At 33.7% G+C, this 16,212-nt stretch carries 16 protein-coding genes; 5 read left to right on the top strand and 11 right to left on the bottom strand.

Going from position 1 to position 16,212, the window contains the following annotated elements:
- Positions 1 to 13 precede the first annotated feature (13 nt).
- Positions 14 to 871: a TorF family putative porin gene (locus tag IEV84_RS02475; protein ID WP_188492069.1), complete on the top strand. Its 858-nt coding sequence runs from the start codon at positions 14 to 16 to the stop codon at positions 869 to 871.
- A 69-nt stretch (positions 872 to 940) separates the two neighbouring features.
- Here IEV84_RS02475 and IEV84_RS02470 read toward each other — a convergent pair whose 3' ends face one another.
- The 3 genes from IEV84_RS02470 to IEV84_RS02460 form a co-directional block, all read right to left on the bottom strand.
- Positions 941 to 1,597 (bottom strand): aspartate kinase, encoded by a 657-nt coding sequence (locus tag IEV84_RS02470; RefSeq protein WP_071184243.1) that lies wholly within the window; start codon positions 1,595 to 1,597, stop codon positions 941 to 943.
- 117 nt (positions 1,598 to 1,714) lie between these two features.
- Positions 1,715 to 2,074 carry a YraN family protein gene (locus IEV84_RS02465; RefSeq protein ID WP_188492067.1) on the bottom strand — a complete coding sequence of 120 codons (360 nt, stop codon included), beginning with the start codon at positions 2,072 to 2,074 and terminating at the stop codon, positions 1,715 to 1,717.
- 103 nt (positions 2,075 to 2,177) lie between these two features.
- Positions 2,178 to 3,077: a S66 peptidase family protein gene (locus tag IEV84_RS02460; protein ID WP_188492065.1), complete on the bottom strand. Its 900-nt coding sequence runs from the start codon at positions 3,075 to 3,077 to the stop codon at positions 2,178 to 2,180.
- 233 nt (positions 3,078 to 3,310) lie between these two features.
- Between IEV84_RS02460 and IEV84_RS02455 the strand changes: the two genes are divergently transcribed.
- The 3 genes from IEV84_RS02455 to amaB all read left to right on the top strand — a co-directional run bounded on the left by IEV84_RS02455 (position 3,311) and on the right by amaB (position 6,846).
- Positions 3,311 to 4,408 (top strand): endonuclease/exonuclease/phosphatase family protein, encoded by a 1,098-nt coding sequence (locus IEV84_RS02455; protein ID WP_188492064.1) that lies wholly within the window; start codon positions 3,311 to 3,313, stop codon positions 4,406 to 4,408.
- Between the two features lie 236 nt (positions 4,409 to 4,644).
- Positions 4,645 to 5,184 carry a 3-hydroxyanthranilate 3,4-dioxygenase gene (locus tag IEV84_RS02450; RefSeq protein WP_188492062.1) on the top strand — a complete coding sequence of 180 codons (540 nt, stop codon included), beginning with the start codon at positions 4,645 to 4,647 and terminating at the stop codon, positions 5,182 to 5,184.
- Positions 5,185 to 5,292: 108 nt separating this feature from the next.
- Positions 5,293 to 6,846: an L-piperidine-6-carboxylate dehydrogenase gene (gene amaB / locus IEV84_RS02445; RefSeq protein ID WP_188492060.1), complete on the top strand. Its 1,554-nt coding sequence runs from the start codon at positions 5,293 to 5,295 to the stop codon at positions 6,844 to 6,846.
- Between the two features lie 25 nt (positions 6,847 to 6,871).
- Here amaB and IEV84_RS02440 read toward each other — a convergent pair whose 3' ends face one another.
- The 7 genes from IEV84_RS02440 to IEV84_RS02410 form a co-directional block, all read right to left on the bottom strand.
- On the bottom strand, positions 6,872 to 7,252 hold the full coding sequence (locus tag IEV84_RS02440) for a YegP family protein (protein WP_188492058.1): 381 nt from the start codon (positions 7,250 to 7,252) through the stop codon (positions 6,872 to 6,874).
- Positions 7,245 to 8,399 (bottom strand): PAS domain-containing sensor histidine kinase, encoded by a 1,155-nt coding sequence (locus IEV84_RS02435; protein WP_188492056.1) that lies wholly within the window; start codon positions 8,397 to 8,399, stop codon positions 7,245 to 7,247. Before IEV84_RS02435 ends, IEV84_RS02440 begins: the two co-directional genes overlap by 8 nt.
- Positions 8,400 to 8,763: 364 nt before the next feature.
- Complete coding sequence (locus IEV84_RS02430) at positions 8,764 to 9,414, bottom strand: response regulator (RefSeq protein ID WP_188492054.1); 651 nt, start codon at positions 9,412 to 9,414, stop codon at positions 8,764 to 8,766.
- A 19-nt stretch (positions 9,415 to 9,433) separates the two neighbouring features.
- Positions 9,434 to 11,140: a sensor histidine kinase gene (locus IEV84_RS02425; protein ID WP_188492052.1), complete on the bottom strand. Its 1,707-nt coding sequence runs from the start codon at positions 11,138 to 11,140 to the stop codon at positions 9,434 to 9,436.
- Positions 11,141 to 11,586: 446 nt separating this feature from the next.
- Positions 11,587 to 12,084: a DUF6646 family protein gene (locus tag IEV84_RS02420; protein ID WP_188492050.1), complete on the bottom strand. Its 498-nt coding sequence runs from the start codon at positions 12,082 to 12,084 to the stop codon at positions 11,587 to 11,589.
- A gap of 25 nt (positions 12,085 to 12,109) precedes the next feature.
- Positions 12,110 to 12,835, bottom strand: a complete 726-nt coding sequence (locus tag IEV84_RS02415; RefSeq protein ID WP_188492048.1) for a metallophosphoesterase — start codon at positions 12,833 to 12,835, stop codon at positions 12,110 to 12,112.
- 120 nt (positions 12,836 to 12,955) lie between these two features.
- Positions 12,956 to 14,095 carry an ATP-binding protein gene (locus IEV84_RS02410; RefSeq protein ID WP_188492046.1) on the bottom strand — a complete coding sequence of 380 codons (1,140 nt, stop codon included), beginning with the start codon at positions 14,093 to 14,095 and terminating at the stop codon, positions 12,956 to 12,958.
- Positions 14,096 to 14,203: 108 nt separating this feature from the next.
- Between IEV84_RS02410 and IEV84_RS02405 the strand changes: the two genes are divergently transcribed.
- Entirely contained in the window at positions 14,204 to 15,028 is an 825-nt protein-coding gene (locus IEV84_RS02405) for a DUF4382 domain-containing protein (RefSeq protein ID WP_188492044.1), read from the top strand.
- Positions 15,029 to 15,092: 64 nt separating this feature from the next.
- Here the strand turns inward: IEV84_RS02405 and IEV84_RS02400 are convergent, their stop codons facing one another.
- On the bottom strand, positions 15,093 to 15,845 hold the full coding sequence (locus IEV84_RS02400) for an SDR family NAD(P)-dependent oxidoreductase (protein WP_188492042.1): 753 nt from the start codon (positions 15,843 to 15,845) through the stop codon (positions 15,093 to 15,095).
- Between the last annotated feature and the right edge of the window lie 367 nt (positions 15,846 to 16,212).

Raw genomic sequence — 16,212 nt, 5'->3', positions numbered from 1 at the left:
GATTTACATAAAAATGAATAAAGCTGTTTGGGTTTTAATGCTGGGATTGCTGTCGGTTACTGCTTTTTCTCAACAGCTTAAGGATACAGCTGCAGTTAGAGAAAAAAAGCTCAGTTTGAATATTGATATTATAAGTCGTTATCTCTGGCGCGGACAATGTTGGGGAGGCAATTATGTAGCCATTCAGCCTACGATAGAATATGAAATTGTTCCAAAGTTAACCTTAGGTTTTTGGGGAACGACCAATTTTAAAAATGAATATTTTTATCCTGATGGCGAAACTTTGTACAAAGGATATCAGGAAATTGATTTTTATGCGGCATATCAAATTAATGATTTTTTAGAGTTCCAACTTTGGAATTACTATTGGCCTTCGGTATCAAAAGTGGAAGGGGTGAGTAATCGGTTTTTTGATTTTGGACCTACAAGTTCACAGACAGTTGATGCCATGCTTTGCTTTGATTTTTCCGAAGGTTATCAATATCCTTTTAATGCCACTATAAGCACATTAGTAGGTGGAAATGATTATCGTTATGATGTTAATGACAATCCAAAAAGAAATTTTACTACTTATTTAGAATTGGGATATACCTTTGAATTATTCGAAAATTCAACCTGTAAAACGATTCAAAATATAGAACTGGCCGCTGTGGCCGGAGCGGTATTAAACAATAAGGCTGAATATTATAATTTTGCCGATTATGACAAACCTTCTTTTGTAAACTTAGGAGTAAAAGCAACTAAAGAATTTGATTTGGGATCCGGAATTACAATGCCTTTGTCGTTGAATTATGTTCATAATGCGGCAACAAAAAACACTGATTTTTTTGGTAAGGATTTTTTGGTTGCAGGAATTAGTTTTGGGTATTAGTCTGTTGGTATCAATAAAAAAAGCTGCCAAATTTGACAGCTTTTCAGTATTTTATAGTTAATTGAAAAATTAGTTTTTCAAATCTTTGATTACTTTAAAAGCAACATCTACCTGTTCTTCGCTAACTAAAATAGTAAATTCATTAGAAGTCGAAATTACCTCATTGATGATGATTCCTTCCCAAGCCAAACGTTGGAAAATGAAATAATAAATTCCCGGAATTACAATATTTTCTTTTGGTAACTTAACGGTAATAGAAGCCAGATTGTCTAATTTCTGAATCAGTTTTTCGTTAGAAAAATGTTTGTCAACCAGTTTGTTAACCGTGTTGCTTACCACAATATTAATTTCGTTTACTCCTCTTGAAGAAGTGTAAAAAACATCTGGAAAACCATTGATATCAGAGATTAATTCGGCTTGTTTGTTTAAAACGGTTTCTGAAACCGCAAAAGTATAATCAGTAAGGGCAGAACGAACAGTGATTTCACCTATATTTTTGATGACTTTGTTGATTTTGTGATTCAATCTAAAATCCAATTCTTCTGTTAGTCTTTTTAAAGACATTACAACAGCGCCTTGTTTTACTTCTTTTCCAAATTCACTCTCTAATTCCGACATGATGTTTCTGGATAAAGAGGTTAAATTGATAATTCCCAGTGACAAAGCATTCAATAAAAATGGTTTTGTTTTGATGTAATTCTCGACAATTGAAGAAACTGTTTTCATAATTATTAGGTGTTTTTACTTAGTTTTTAAGTCGATTTACTTAGATAAATCGTTAAAAATTTATGCAAATATAACTAAAAAAACAATTTGTTACAAAAATAACATAAAAAAATATCGTTAAAAGTGGAAAAAAGCATCTGTAAGGTGTTCAATTACAAAAGATTTGTCTGTTTTTTGGATGGCAATAATGTCAAATCTGACATTTATATCGAGATTTTTTTCGACTACGTAGTTATCTACGGCTTTCGTAAGTAGTTTGATTTTTTTTGATTTTACAAAATCCTGAGGCAGACCAAATTCAATCGAAGAACGCGTTTTTACTTCAATAATAGCCAGCGTATCTTCTTTTTGAGCAATAATATCCACTTCGGCTTTTTGAAAAGTCCAATTGGTTTCCAGAATAGTATAGCCGTCTTTTTGCAAAAAATCAACGGCCAGTTCTTCTCCCAGTTTTCCTAATTCGTTGTGTTCAGCCATTAGAAATAGTGTTCAGTAGTCAGTATTTAGTGTTCAGTTTGCAGTGGTTGAATATTCTGTTATTTAAATTGCTATTGATTTTTGCTATTGCTATTGAAAATGATTATTCTTCAAATTTCAATGTACTCTTCTCAGGAGTGACTTCCATAGAAACCGTATTTCCTAAAATCAACGCTCTGTTGTCCTGAATGTGTCCTGCCGGGAAATTATAAATCACGGGAATCTGGTATTTTTTAGTCACATCTTCAATAATTTCGACTGCATTTTTTCCCCAGGGAATTTCATTGTCTTTCATTTTAGTCATCGAACCTACAATAATTCCTTTGATACTTTCCAAACAACCATTGCGTTTTAAGTTCATCATCATACGGTCGATATGATAGAGGTATTCGTCTAAATCTTCGATAAATAAAATTTTATCTCTACAATCAATCGCCGATGGTGAACCGAACAAACTATACAAAATAGATAAATTTCCGCCTACTAATTCTCCGGTTGCTGTACCTATGCGGTTCATTGGATCTGATGGAATTTCGTAATTTAAAGGTTCTTTAAACAAAGCTCTTCTTAAGGTTTCGACAGCTTGCGGAGTGGCTCTGGGAACAGTAACAGGCATGATTCCATGAATAGTTTTATAGCCTAAAGTATTCAGATGATTGTGTAAAACAGTAATGTCACTAAAGCCCACAATCCATTTTGGATTTTGCTTGAACTGAGTAAAATCCAATGTGTCGATGATACGTACGGTTCCATAACCGCCTTTTACACACCAGATGGCTTTGATATTAGGGTTGTCCAGCTGCGTTTGAAAATCGGCAGTTCTTTCTTCGTCTGTTCCGGCAAGTTGGTTATTGTCCAGTCCAATGCTTTTTCCAATAACAACTTTCAATCCCCAGCTATGTAACAAGTCGATGGCAGGTTGAAGGTGGTTATCGGTATATTTTCTGGCGGTGGCTACTATAGCAACGGTGTCTCCTTTTTGTAAAGCGGCTGGTGTAATCATGTGTTGTTGGGCTTGACTGTTGAAAGATTGAAAAATAAAAATCAGCAATACACAAAATGTTCGGTTTATAGTTAAAAATCGAGGAGTAAGCATATTGGTGTTTTTCCTGAGTAAATAAAATTTAAAATGCTTTTGCGAAGCATGAAAACAAAGATAGCTAAAATCAAAAATAATTTACAGATAGTTATATGAAATGTACTATTTTTACTAATGTCCTTAAAAAAGAGTTAGTTATGCGAATACTAAGATTGGTTTTTGTACTTGCTTTTCTGTTATTGTTTCAAATTGGCTTTTCGCAGCCAAAAAGTTACCGGATTCATACGCTGGCTTTTTATAATTTCGAAAATCTTTTTGACACCATCAATAATCCCAATACCAATGATGACGAATGGACACCAGAGGGAACACAGCGCTGGACTTCTAAAAAATACCATCAAAAACTGGAAAATCTATCTCGGGTTTTACTTGAAATTGGAACAGCTGAAAGCAGTAATTCACCCACTTTTATTGGCGGTTCCGAAATTGAGAATCGTGGAGTTTTGGAAGATTTAGTCCAACATCCTAAAATGGCAATACAGGATTACGGAATCATCCATTTTGATTCTCCTGATAAAAGGGGTATCGATGTGGCTTTGTTGTTTCAAAAGAAATATTTCAAACCTACTTCTTATGCTAATATTCCATTGTACATTCATAAAAAAGAAAATCAGCTGGCTGCTTCAATTTCTGATGAAACGGATAATGATATTGCAGAGAACAGTTATCAAAATCGGATTTTCACCCGTGACCAACTTTTAGTTAGCGGTTTTTTAGATGGCGAAGAAATTCATATCATAGTCAATCACTGGCCGTCGCGAGCAGGAGGGGAGAAAAAATCGAGTCCGTTTAGGGAAGCTGCGGGAATCTTGAACCGAAAAATTATTGATTCTTTGCAAAAAATAAATCCCGATGCCAAGATAATTACATTGGGCGATTTGAATGACAGTCCTTTCAATAACAGTATTAAAAAAGCGCTTGCTGCCAAAGGGCATAAGCAGGATGTTCCTGAATTTGGAATCTACAATCCTTTTGAAGAAATGGCACGAAAAGGTTTGGGAACTATTGCGTTTCGGGATTCATGGGATATTTTTGACCAAATTATGGTAACGCAATCGTTGATTAAAAACGATTTTTCGACCTATCAATATTGGAAAGCAGGGATTTTCAATAAGAGCTATTTAATTCAGAATTCGGGACAGTATAAAGGCTATCCCAAAAGGCATTCGGCTACCGAAGTGGGTTTTAGTGATCACTTTCCCGTTTATATTTATCTGATTAAAGAAGCTAAATAGATTTTGGATACACGAATTACACGAATTACCACAGATGATATTGATTTTTAAATGGAATTACACGAAGTTATTGAATAGATTTAAAAATTCGTGTAATTGAAGCAGATTGTATTTTGTGTTAATTTGTGAAATCTGTGTTTTTATTTTTTTTAAAGTGAATGCTGTATTCTAACCTCAAATGCGGTTTTAAAAAGTATAGTTTTTCGTACCTTAGCTTTTCTTAAAAACAACTCAAAATGGCAATTTCAAGACCTTTTAACCTGACTAAATGGATTGATGAAAATCGTCAATTGCTAAAGCCGCCTGTGGGTAACAAGAATTTATATGTAGATTCAGGCGATTATATTGTGATGATTGTTGCGGGACCCAATGCCCGAAAAGATTTTCATTACAATGAAACCGAGGAATTGTTCTATCAGCTTGAAGGTTCCATTCAGGTAATTACTCAGGAAGATGGCGAGCGCCATGTGCTGGAACTCCATCCCGGTGATATGTACCTGCATCCGGCTACGATTCCGCATTCTCCCATTCGTTCCGAAGGATCTATCGGATTAGTGATTGAGCGAAAAAGAGCCAAACAGGGTTTTGTAGATGGTTTACTTTGGTTTTGCGACAATTGTAATCATAAATTACACGAAGTCTATTTTGAACTTATCGATATTGAAAAAGATTTCCTGCCTCATTTTGAGCATTTTTACAATTCAAAAGAACTGCGCACTTGCGAAAAATGTGGAACTGTTATGGAAGCAGATCCAAGATTTATAGCTAAAAAATAATTTTTTCAGGAGCTAATCCCGTTATCCGCTCTATCTTTATGTCCTTAAAGAAAGGACATAAAGGATGCCGCTCCTACCGGGGCTAAAACACAAAACGTACTAATTACCATGACAACAATCGCAACACAATTTGGAATCAAAGCTGCTTTGGCACAACTTGGAATCCAGGATATAAATGAAGGAACATCAACAGGAACGCAAAGTTTTGCTACAGGAGCAATTCTGGAAAGTTATTCGCCGGTGGATGGTCAGCTGATTGCAAAAGTAAAAACGACTTCGGCAGCTGATTATGAAAAAGTAATGCAGGCAGCTATCGAAGCTTTCCAGTCTTTCCGATTGATTCCTGCTCCGCAACGCGGTGAAATGGTGCGCCAGTTTGGAGAAAAATTACGACAAAATAAAGAAGCTTTAGGTAAATTGGTTTCTTACGAAATGGGGAAATCCTTGCAGGAAGGCTATGGTGAGGTACAGGAAATGATTGATATTTGTGATTTTGCCGTTGGACTTTCGAGACAATTACACGGTTTGACTATGCATTCGGAGAGACCGAATCACAGAATGTATGAACAATATCATCCGTTGGGTGTGGTTGGAATTATATCGGCATTTAATTTTCCGGTTGCTGTTTGGTCCTGGAATGCTGCTCTGGCTTTGGTTTGCGGTGATGTTTGTATTTGGAAACCATCCGAGAAAACTCCACTTTGCGGTATCGCCTGTCAAAATATTTTATCAGAAGTTTTGAAAGAAAATAATCTGCCGGAAGGAATTTCGTGTTTGATTAATGGTGATTATAAATTAGGAGAATTGTTGACAAGCGATAGCCGAATTCCTTTAATTTCGGCTACCGGTTCCACCCGAATGGGGAAGATTGTGGCACAAACCGTCGCTGGACGTTTGGGTAAATCTTTATTAGAATTAGGCGGGAATAACGCCATTATCGTTACTCCTGATGCCGATATCAAGATGACTGTTATCGGAGCTGTTTTTGGCGCAGTAGGAACTGCGGGACAACGCTGTACTTCGACCCGCCGTTTGATTATTCACGAAAGTGTTTATGATAAAGTTAAAACTGCTTTGGTTGCGGCTTACCAACAATTGCGTATCGGAAATCCATTGGATCAAAACAATCACGTTGGCCCATTGATTGATACTGATGCCGTAGAAAAATACAATAAAGCCTTAGAAAAAGCAGTTATAGAAGGCGGTAAAATTTTAGTTGAAGGTGCAGTGCTTTCCGGTTCCGGATATGAAAGTGGTTGTTATGTACAGCCTGCGATTGTTGAAGCCGAAAATTCATTTGAAATTGTGCAACAGGAAACTTTTGCACCCATATTGTATTTGTTAAAATATACCGGAACTGTGGAAAATGCAATTGCCATTCAAAACAGTGTTGCTCAGGGATTGTCTTCGGCAATTATGACAACCAACTTGCGCGAAGCCGAATTGTTCTTGTCTACAGCCGGCTCTGATTGTGGTATTGCCAATGTAAACATAGGAACTTCTGGTGCCGAAATTGGCGGTGCTTTTGGCGGAGAAAAAGAAACCGGTGGTGGTAGAGAATCCGGTTCTGATGCCTGGAAAGTCTATATGCGTCGCCAAACTAATACCATTAACTATGGTAGCACTTTGCCTCTGGCACAGGGAATTAAGTTTGATTTGTGAAAAGAAAAACAATGGCTTTTAGAAATTAAGCCATTGTTTTTAATAATAGTTTTGAATAATCTTCAACAGGAGCATCAGCCGATATAATTTTTACTAATTGGATTGCGTCTTCTCGTGTGGCTTTGTCTTTGTATATTTTGCTGGTGCCTAAAATTTGTCCGTTAGAGGATTTTAGATTGAAATAACATTCATTTTCAGTAGTTCTTTTTCGGTAGAATTTGGAATCGTCCTGAGCATTCCGTTTTATCGATTCGATTACTTTTAAGCACATGGCTTTGTTTTTATAAGCTGATTTTTCTAAAATTACTTCTTCATTGTTGTTTAGAAATTCATATTTGAATTCGCCATTTGTGTTTTTGCTAATTATAAATTTTCCCATTTTGAGTGAATTAATTTGATTAATCATTAAAGGTAATTTTGAAAGTAGTTCCTTCATTTACTTTACTTTCTACGCTAATTTCTCCATTCATAGATTCGATTTGATTTTTTGTGATGTACAAACCGATACCATTTGCATTTTGATGTTTATGAAAGGTTTTATACATGCCAAATAACGAATTTCCGTGTTTTTCTATATCAATGCCCAAACCATTGTCTTTGATGGTTAAAATCTTCTTTTGATTTTCTGTGAAAAACTCAAATTTGAGGACAGGAAATCGGTCGGGATGTGCATATTTTACAGCATTGGTACTGAAATTCAACAAAATACTTTCAAGATAAGCTGCGTTAAAATTGATAGTACTTCCTTTTGGAATTTTGTTTATGATGGTAACATTATCTTCAAGTCCGTAATTGTTAATTATGGCGTTGTTTTTCTCCAAAAAGCTATTCAAATCCAAAGGTTCTTTAATAGCGTTTAAGTTGTTTTGTCTATGTACAATTTGAGACAAACGATGGATCGTTTCATTCAAATTGTTTGAAACTGTTCGTAAATGATTGAGGTATTCTTTACCTGTTTGTGGATTTTCTTCATTATCAATAATGTCCAGCAACATTTTGATGTTTCCGGCATGTGTGTTTAAATTATGGGCAGCGATATGAGAGAAATTTAACAGACGATTATTGTGTTCGCTGTACAATTTAATGGTTTGTTGTAGCTCTGTGATGTTGATTGTTGTGTTGTTCTGCAACACTTCTTTTTCGGAAACAGGAATTGGTTTAAAAAAAGTGACATAGAATACAGTATCGCCTTTAGTGTTTAATTTGGTTTTAATATAGGCTTTAAATACATGCAATCCTTTTTTAGGAAGTTGACATCTAAATTCTATTTCTGATTTTTCTTCTGTTTTTTTGAGTTGCAGAAACAGACGAAGTACTTTGATTTTATCTTCCGGATGAATTCTATTATAAACGATAGGAAGGATGGTGCCTGAGATAAGATTATTTGGCAATTCAAATATTTTATATATCGACTTGTTTATGGATAATTTATGAAAATGATTGTCGGCAGATATTTTAAATATGAACATTTCTTCGGTTACATCTTTAAATAATTTTTCCTGAAAATCATTTGAATTTTTAGAATCATAGCTATTGTGAAAATGTGATCTCATACTATTATTAGTTTTAGAAAAATCAAGAAATAATCTGGTTTTAAAATGAAATCTTTCAGTCATCGAATAGATTAGTACTCTTTTTAAAGTTATTTATAACGATTGTCTAAAAGAAAAGAGAATAACCAACGGATGTTTAGGATATAATTTGTCTTTTTAGGTTGCATTGATAGATTGTTTTTAAGCTCATAGATTTTGATATTACAAATATAAATCCAGTAAAATCAATGCTTTGTAGCGGATGTAGTAATGGAAAGTAGAATTATTTCTACAAGGAGTAAAAAAAATAGTTATCAATCAATTCGATAACTATTTTGTGTTTATGAGACAGAGATTCTAATTTTTGACAGATGAAAAAAGTAAATTATTTCTTTTCATCATTATACAGTCGGAAAAGTTCAATAAGAGCAGCGAGATTATCAATCTCTAATTTTTCGAAAATTCTGTTTTTAAAAGTGCTTACAGTTGTTTTTTTGATGTTTAAAAGGTCTGATATTTCCAGATTTCCCAAGCCTTTAATCAACATTCGGGCTACTTCTAATTCTCTGTTAGATAATTGTTCGATAGGATTTATAGGAGATTTAGAAATATAAGAATCTAAAATTCGATCCTTTACGTTTTGAGTTAGATATTTTCCGGATAAAATCATGCTGGTCAACGCCTGTTTCATTTCTTCCTCTGAACTGCCTTTGCTTAGAAAACCGGAAGCACCCGAGTTTAAATAACGTAAAGCGTAGATGTCTTCATTATATGCCGTGAAGATTAAAATTTTGATTTCGGGTTGGATGTTTTTTATATCCTTAATAATATTGATGCTGTTTCCTTCGGGAAAATTAATGTCTAAAATCAACAAATCAATTTTCGTTTCGTTCATGATTTTAAAAGTATCCTTGAAATTTCCTGATTTATAAATTTTAGGATTTAAAAATAATTCGTTAATAAGCATAGAAATTCCCTGTCTTACTATGCTGTGATCGTCTGTAATTAAAAAGCTGTAATTGTTTGGTAATTTCATTCTTTTTCTAAAATTAACATTAAACTTTGCTCAATATTAAATTGAATTTTACAGTTGTTCCTATGTCTTCTGTGCTTTGAACCGCAATTTCACCATCAAACAATTCAACTATTTCTTTGCATAAATTTAGTCCCAAACCTACGCCTAAATTATTTACTTTGCCGGAAACCGTTCCCTGGTAGTAGGATTCGAAAATGTTTTCTAAATCATTTGGGTTAATTCCCATTCCATCATCGTTAACTTCAACCTGAAGGTTCATTTCATAATCTGAGTCGCTTAAGTTGTTAATGCTAACAATTATGTTGCCATTTTCGGTAAACTTATTGGCATTGCCAATTATATTGTAGAATAACTGATGAATTTTAGTTACATCAGTATATACTTCACAATCAGAGTCCAGGTTAGAAAGGATTTGTATTTTATTTCCTTTGACTTCTGCAAGAGCGGTCATGGATGAGATGATTTGGTATATTTCGGTTTTAATAAAAAGATTTTTGTTTTTTAGCTCTAACTTTTTGTCTTCATCTTTAGAATATTCTAAAATTTGATTGGACAATAGCAGTAATGAATTGGTTGTAAATTCTATGGATTTAAAATGGTCTTTTAGTTCTTTTTCTTTAATCAAAGAACGAACTTTTCGGCTGTACATTGATATGATATTTAATGGCGATCGTATCTCATGACTAATCATGCCGATAATTCGGTTTTTAAAAATTAAACTCTGGCGTATTTGATTTTGGGCAGCAATCAGTCTTTTTTCATATTCAAAGCTAAGATGCGTAAAACTCAGGAGAATGATAGAGACAATAAACATGATGACAATTAAAAATAGTATTGAATAATTTCTAATTGTTTTATTCAATTTATATTGATTGATTATGTTGTTCTCGCTGTCTGTCTGAAGTAAATCGGCCGAGTTTTTATAGTTCGAAATTACGCTTTGGCTTGTTTTTAGTAATTCATTATTTAGGGCAATTAGTTGAGCATCTTTGTTTTCCAGGTCTAAAAACGTTTTTTTTAAATTAAGAAATTCATTTTGGTAATAGTTGTTGGTTTTATTAAAAACCGTTTTTAATTGATCTTCGATACTTCCTGTAATTACTTTGTCTTTGTATTTCATTGTTACCACAGTGTTCAGCTGTTCTTTCTGCACATTAAGTCTTCCTGCAAAAGCATCTCCCAGTCTGGCTAGTAATCCTTTTCGGGATATACTATCGACTTTGATGTAAGAATCGGTTTTAACGCTGTCTAGTATTTTTTTAGATTCGAATTTTGTAAATTTTAAAAGATTTGAATTCTCATCATGATTTTTGTTGGTCTCTTTGTTGATAATGGAATCAATGGTTGCTTTTAAAGCTAAAATCTGAGTTTGGGTTTGGTCTTTTTTTGAAATTATTTTTTTGTAAATGAGTTTTTCGCCATGAAGTATTTGTAAACTGTCAAGTAAATGGTTGATGTTGTTTAATGAAGAAGAGTATTTTTGAAATGTATTTTTGTCTTTATCGTTAAGATAATTGCCAAAATGTTCTTGCGATTCAATTAAGGAATTATTTACCAGATAAGTATAATTAATTATTTTTTTTGAAGAAGTAATGTCTTCTATCGTATTTGATAATTTAGTTTCATTTTTAGTTTCATTATACCAAATTATAATTGCTGTGATTTGCAATAAAATGACACAGGCTAATAAGGTGTAATGAATGATTTTTCTATGCTCAAATTTCAATTTTTTCAAGTAGAAAGTACGTGATGCAGAGGGAATTTTAATCAAAGCTTATTTAATATTAAAAAGAATAATTAAGAAATAACGATTGTTTTTTTAACGGTAATTATGCAATAAATACATTAAAAATAACTTGTTAATTGTTTCTCATTTGGTCGCAAAATAGTATTAATTAAACATTTATAGTTAAATTGTTTAACTAAACAAGAGATTCGTATTAAATAATTAAATAGGGCAGTTTTAAAAAATAGATTGGGGGCAAATCTTTATTTTGTTAAAAAAAATTTTTCTTTTTTAGTACGGTACAAAATTAGGTTTATTCCTTACAAAGGCTGTAAAACATTATAAAATATCGTGTAGAATTAATTCTACAAACGAGTTTTTATAAATGACTGATGTTACTTTTTAAATAGTTAAAATTAATTATGTATTCTAATTATTAGCTGTTTTTACAAATTAAACGAAGCACCAATATTAAACACAAACTGATTGTTTAAGCGTTCAAATCCGGTTGCTTCGGGTTTGTATTTCGCAATGGGGAAACCTATTTCGCTAACAATTCCAAAACCGTCTGTAAAGAAATAACGAACACCTAAATGTCCTCCAAAGTTTCTAAGACCTAAATCCAGTCCCGGATAAATATCTACTTTTTCGTCTATATTAAACACATTGCCCAGATTAGCATTGAAACGGGCTTTGATGTCAATTCGGTCTCCAAAATCGGGTTTTTCACCTAAATTATTTTTGTTTACAGATAGAAGATAAGAAGTTACTACTCCAAGAGAAATATTATCTCCCAGTCCATAATCGTTAGCAATACGAATTCCTGAACCTCCGTTTTGAATGTTGGCGGCAATGTCAAATTTAATGTCTCCTTTGCCTTTATAAGCCTGAGCATTTATTAAGCAGCTAAAAGTCAATAATAGTAAGCTAAAAGTCTTTTTCATAAGAATAATTTTTATGCAAATGTACTTAATTTCTTCCTTTTTCCTCGAAATATAATTGGTGTAGCGGTTCACTTTGCCAGAATTCTTTGGTATCAATGTCCATAATGGTTAGCGGACCTTTAAAAGCAGCTCCTGTATCAATATTCCAAACACAGGCTTTGTTTATGGGAATCGTTTTCCCAATTCGGGAAACGGGAGTGTGACCAATATAAATTTCGTTGTATAAAGTTAGTCTTCTGGGGTACAATAAATCAGTAGTACTCATGTTTTCATCTAAGGCCAAAGCCGTTTCCCATAAGGTTCGGTCCCAATAAAATAACCTTGGAAAATATTCATAATTTACGCCGTTCATGTTGGTAAAACCTGCGTGAATAAACAATCGTTGTTGGTCGTCGAGGTGGTAGTCTTTTAGCGATTGTAAAAATTCAATATGGGTTTGTTTGATTTCGTTACTCACTTTTTCATACGCTATTACCGTAGCTTCACCACCATGATCGTACCATAAAAGATTATCGGTGCTGTCTTTTAACCAATGCAGTAATAATTCGTCATGATTTCCTCTTATGAAAATACAGTCGTTTTTTGTGTTCAAATCAATCAAATAATTCAGCACTTGCGGTGATTGGCTCCAGCCATCAACATAATCACCCAGAAAGATGAGTTTGTCTTTGTGGGTAACCTGCGCTCTTTCCATGATTTGATGCAAAGCTCGTAAACCTCCATGAATGTCTCCTATTACTAATGTTCTCATTTTTTAAACGGTACTTTTAATATGGTAATATAATAAAAATAGCTAAAAGTGATAAAAAAAGGAGTGGCTTTCTGTTTTTTTGTCTTTTAAGAATTCAGTTTTTGTGGGTTCAGTTTAAAATTAACGAACATCGTATTTCATTTTTCGCAATACCCTCATGGCTTCTTTGAAAGACAAATACACTGAAGGAAAGGGTTTTAAGAAAGTTTTGGCTTCAATTAATTTTCTTTTGGCATCCTCAAAACCGTTGAGGTAACAAATCATAAAGGTTGAAGGCAAATTTTCGAGATCTTTTAGTTCCCGGTTAGTGAGTTGCATTTCTTTTTTAAGTTTATTGATTAATGCCTGATTGTTATTGTAGATATGAAAAAGCATTTTTTTATTGAATGCTGGTGGTTCAAACAGCATTTTGCTTTCTATTTTGTAATAACCATTTTCGAAAAAATAAATGGTTTGCTGTTCCAGCGGATAATAACTGGTTTTGTCGTTTAAACCCAGTGGAACATATTCGGTAATGGTAAAAGTATCTTCGTCAGACGAAATAGTAACAACATCCTGAGCTGAATAAAACAGTTTGATGTGTTCGTTAATGAGTTCAATATCTACACGGGACAAGAAAGTTTTATCCCGAACGGTTTTAGGAATTCCGGCCCAGCAAATGATAAAGAGTTCTTTGAAAACCTTATATTTCGTTGCCATATCTTTGTGTCTGAAATTGATGAAATCGAAAACGCCGTCAAGGGTGTATTTAATGTTGTTGCGCGAATTGTTTTCGAGATCAATTACGGTTTCGGTATTCAGGTAGTTTTTTTCAATTTTATCTTCGGTAGGCGTGGTATTGCTGCCGCGTCGGATAAAAACACTATGAGCCGGAATAGTGTGAATTCCCTTTTTGAACGACGAAATTTTATTTTTGGGTTTAATAGTTACCAGACCAATTACCTTGTCCTTAGGCAGATTAGGGAAAGGCACGTTTTCATACTGAATTTTAGGCGGATTTTCTAAATACGCATTGATGAGATTTTGAATGTGACTGTCGTCAAAAAAATCGACTCCTATAATTTCATTATCCTGATCTTCGACCCCAACCACTATATAGGAGTTATTGGCTGGATTTGAATTAGAAAGGGCACATATATGCTTTAAAAATTTGGATTTCCCTTCTTTTGTGTGTAAATTTAACTGACGTTTTTTGTCGTAAAAACTATTTTCGTCGTTATGAGCAAGCAAATTCTTTATTAAAAGTCGTTTGTTAATCATTTGAAAATAAGATTTACGATTTTATATCTTGAAAAAACAACGTTGATTCAGCAATTTTTTTGTTCTTATTGCGTTGTGAATATACTAATTTTAAACAAATAAGAAAAAATGAAAAAGATTAAATTTTGCCCCCAATTGTTTTTTGTCATTGTTCTTTTAGCTACTTTTTTTACAGCATGTAATGATAATGACGACAGTAACCAAACCGCAAGAATGGTGGTTCGAATGACTGATGCTCCCGGAGATTATGATGAAGTAAATATTGATGTACAGGATATTATGATGAAGACTTCCAGCGATTCAGGAGATGAAGGTTGGGTAAGTATCGTAAGTGATGAATTCACACCCGGAGTATATAATTTATTAGATTTAACAGGAGGAGTAAGTCTTTTATTGGCTGATAATTTAGTCCCTGCCGGATTTGTGGGTCAAATTCGATTGGTTTTAGGAGATGATAATACCCTTGTTAAAGGTGATGAGGTAATAGAATTGAATACGCCAAGTGCTCAGCAGTCAGGGTTGAAGTTAATGGTGAATCAAACTTTGCAGGCCGGAGCTACTTATGAATTTCTTTTGGACTTTGATGTAGCTAAATCGATTGTAATGGCAGGAGGTTCTGGTATTTATAATTTAAAACCGGTAATACGTGTTTCAGCTACGGCTACTTCAGGTGTAATAAAAGGTGTGATTGATCCTGTTCTTGAAGGTTATCAGGTTGAAGTTTCGGTATCGGTAGGCGATACAACTATTGCTGCTTTTGCTAATGAAGAAACAGGAATGTTTCAATTAAATGGTGTACCGGCAGGAACTTATACTGTAAAACTTACTCCGGATGTGGCTTCAGGAAAAGCTGTGAAAACAATAACAGACGTGGTGGTTGTAAATGGAGAAGTGAAGGATTTGGGTGCTGTTACTTTAGACGCTGTGCCATAATTATTGGAGAAATAGTAATATGAAAGCAAAACAGCTCCAATCCGGAGCTGTTTTTTTATGAAAATTAATCTCTTTGAATAATAGTTGCCGAACCTTGCGCTGTACACATCACAACTAAATCTGAGATGTTAACGTGATAAGGTCTTGAGATGACAAAATGAATAATATCGGCTATATCTTCGGCTTTTAGAGGGGTAAAACCTTTATAAACATTCGCAGCTTTTTCGTTATCACCTTTAAAACGCACCTGACTGAATTCGGTTTCTACCAGTCCCGGATGGATGGCTCCAACCCGAATTCCGTATGGATTCAAATCCATTTTCATGCTTTTATTGATGGCATCAACGGCGTGTTTAGTAGCACAATACACATTTCCGTTAGGATAAACCTGCTTGGCTGCCGTAGAACCAATATTGATAATATGTCCTGATTTTTGGGCAATCATTTTTGGAATTATCGCTTTCGAAACATATAAAAGTCCTTTTATGTTAATGTCAATCATAGCTTCCCAGTCGTCAATATTTCCTTCCTGAATAGGATCCAGACCATGAGCATTTCCCGCATTATTAATTAAGATATCTATTTTGGAAAAAGATTCCGGGAGCGAGTTTATTTTTTCAAAAACGCTTTCTTTATTTCGGATATCAAATTGAAGGCAGTGAACATTTGCGAATGAACTAAGCTTTTTTTGAAGTTCCTCCAATCGGTCTCCGCGTCTTCCGCAAATAATAATATTGTAGTTGTTTTTAGCTAAAATTTGAGCAGTTGCTTTTCCAATTCCGCTGGTAGCTCCTGTTATTAATACTGTTTTATTCATGTTTTTTTTAATAGATTGGAATTCTTAAAAAACTTTAAAGAGGCCAGATACTGAGTAAAAGTCAAATTAAAAGTTTTTCCTTTTTTTAGATTAATTAAAAAGAGTGCTGTTGTTTGAGGATAGTAAGGTTGTAATGTGTTTAATTTGTGATGTTTAACTTTTGTTTTTCAATGTTTTTTGTTGGAATAAAAACAATTGTTTAAGTATTTAAAAGTATAAATCTTAAAGTTCTTAAAATTATGGAAATTGTATCATAATTCGTCCTTAAAATTGCAGTATTGGCAGAAGTTTTAACCATTTTTTAACATCTTACCTTTAAAAAAAAATTCAATTTGCACTCTCAAAACTAAGGCATTAAATTCAAGAG

The organism is Flavobacterium palustre, from assembly GCF_014639535.1.
Classification (GTDB): Bacteria; Bacteroidota; Bacteroidia; order Flavobacteriales; family Flavobacteriaceae; genus Flavobacterium; species Flavobacterium palustre.
The sequence above is the reverse complement of the archived record's forward strand: the minus strand, read 5'-3'. Positions and strand labels throughout refer to the sequence as shown.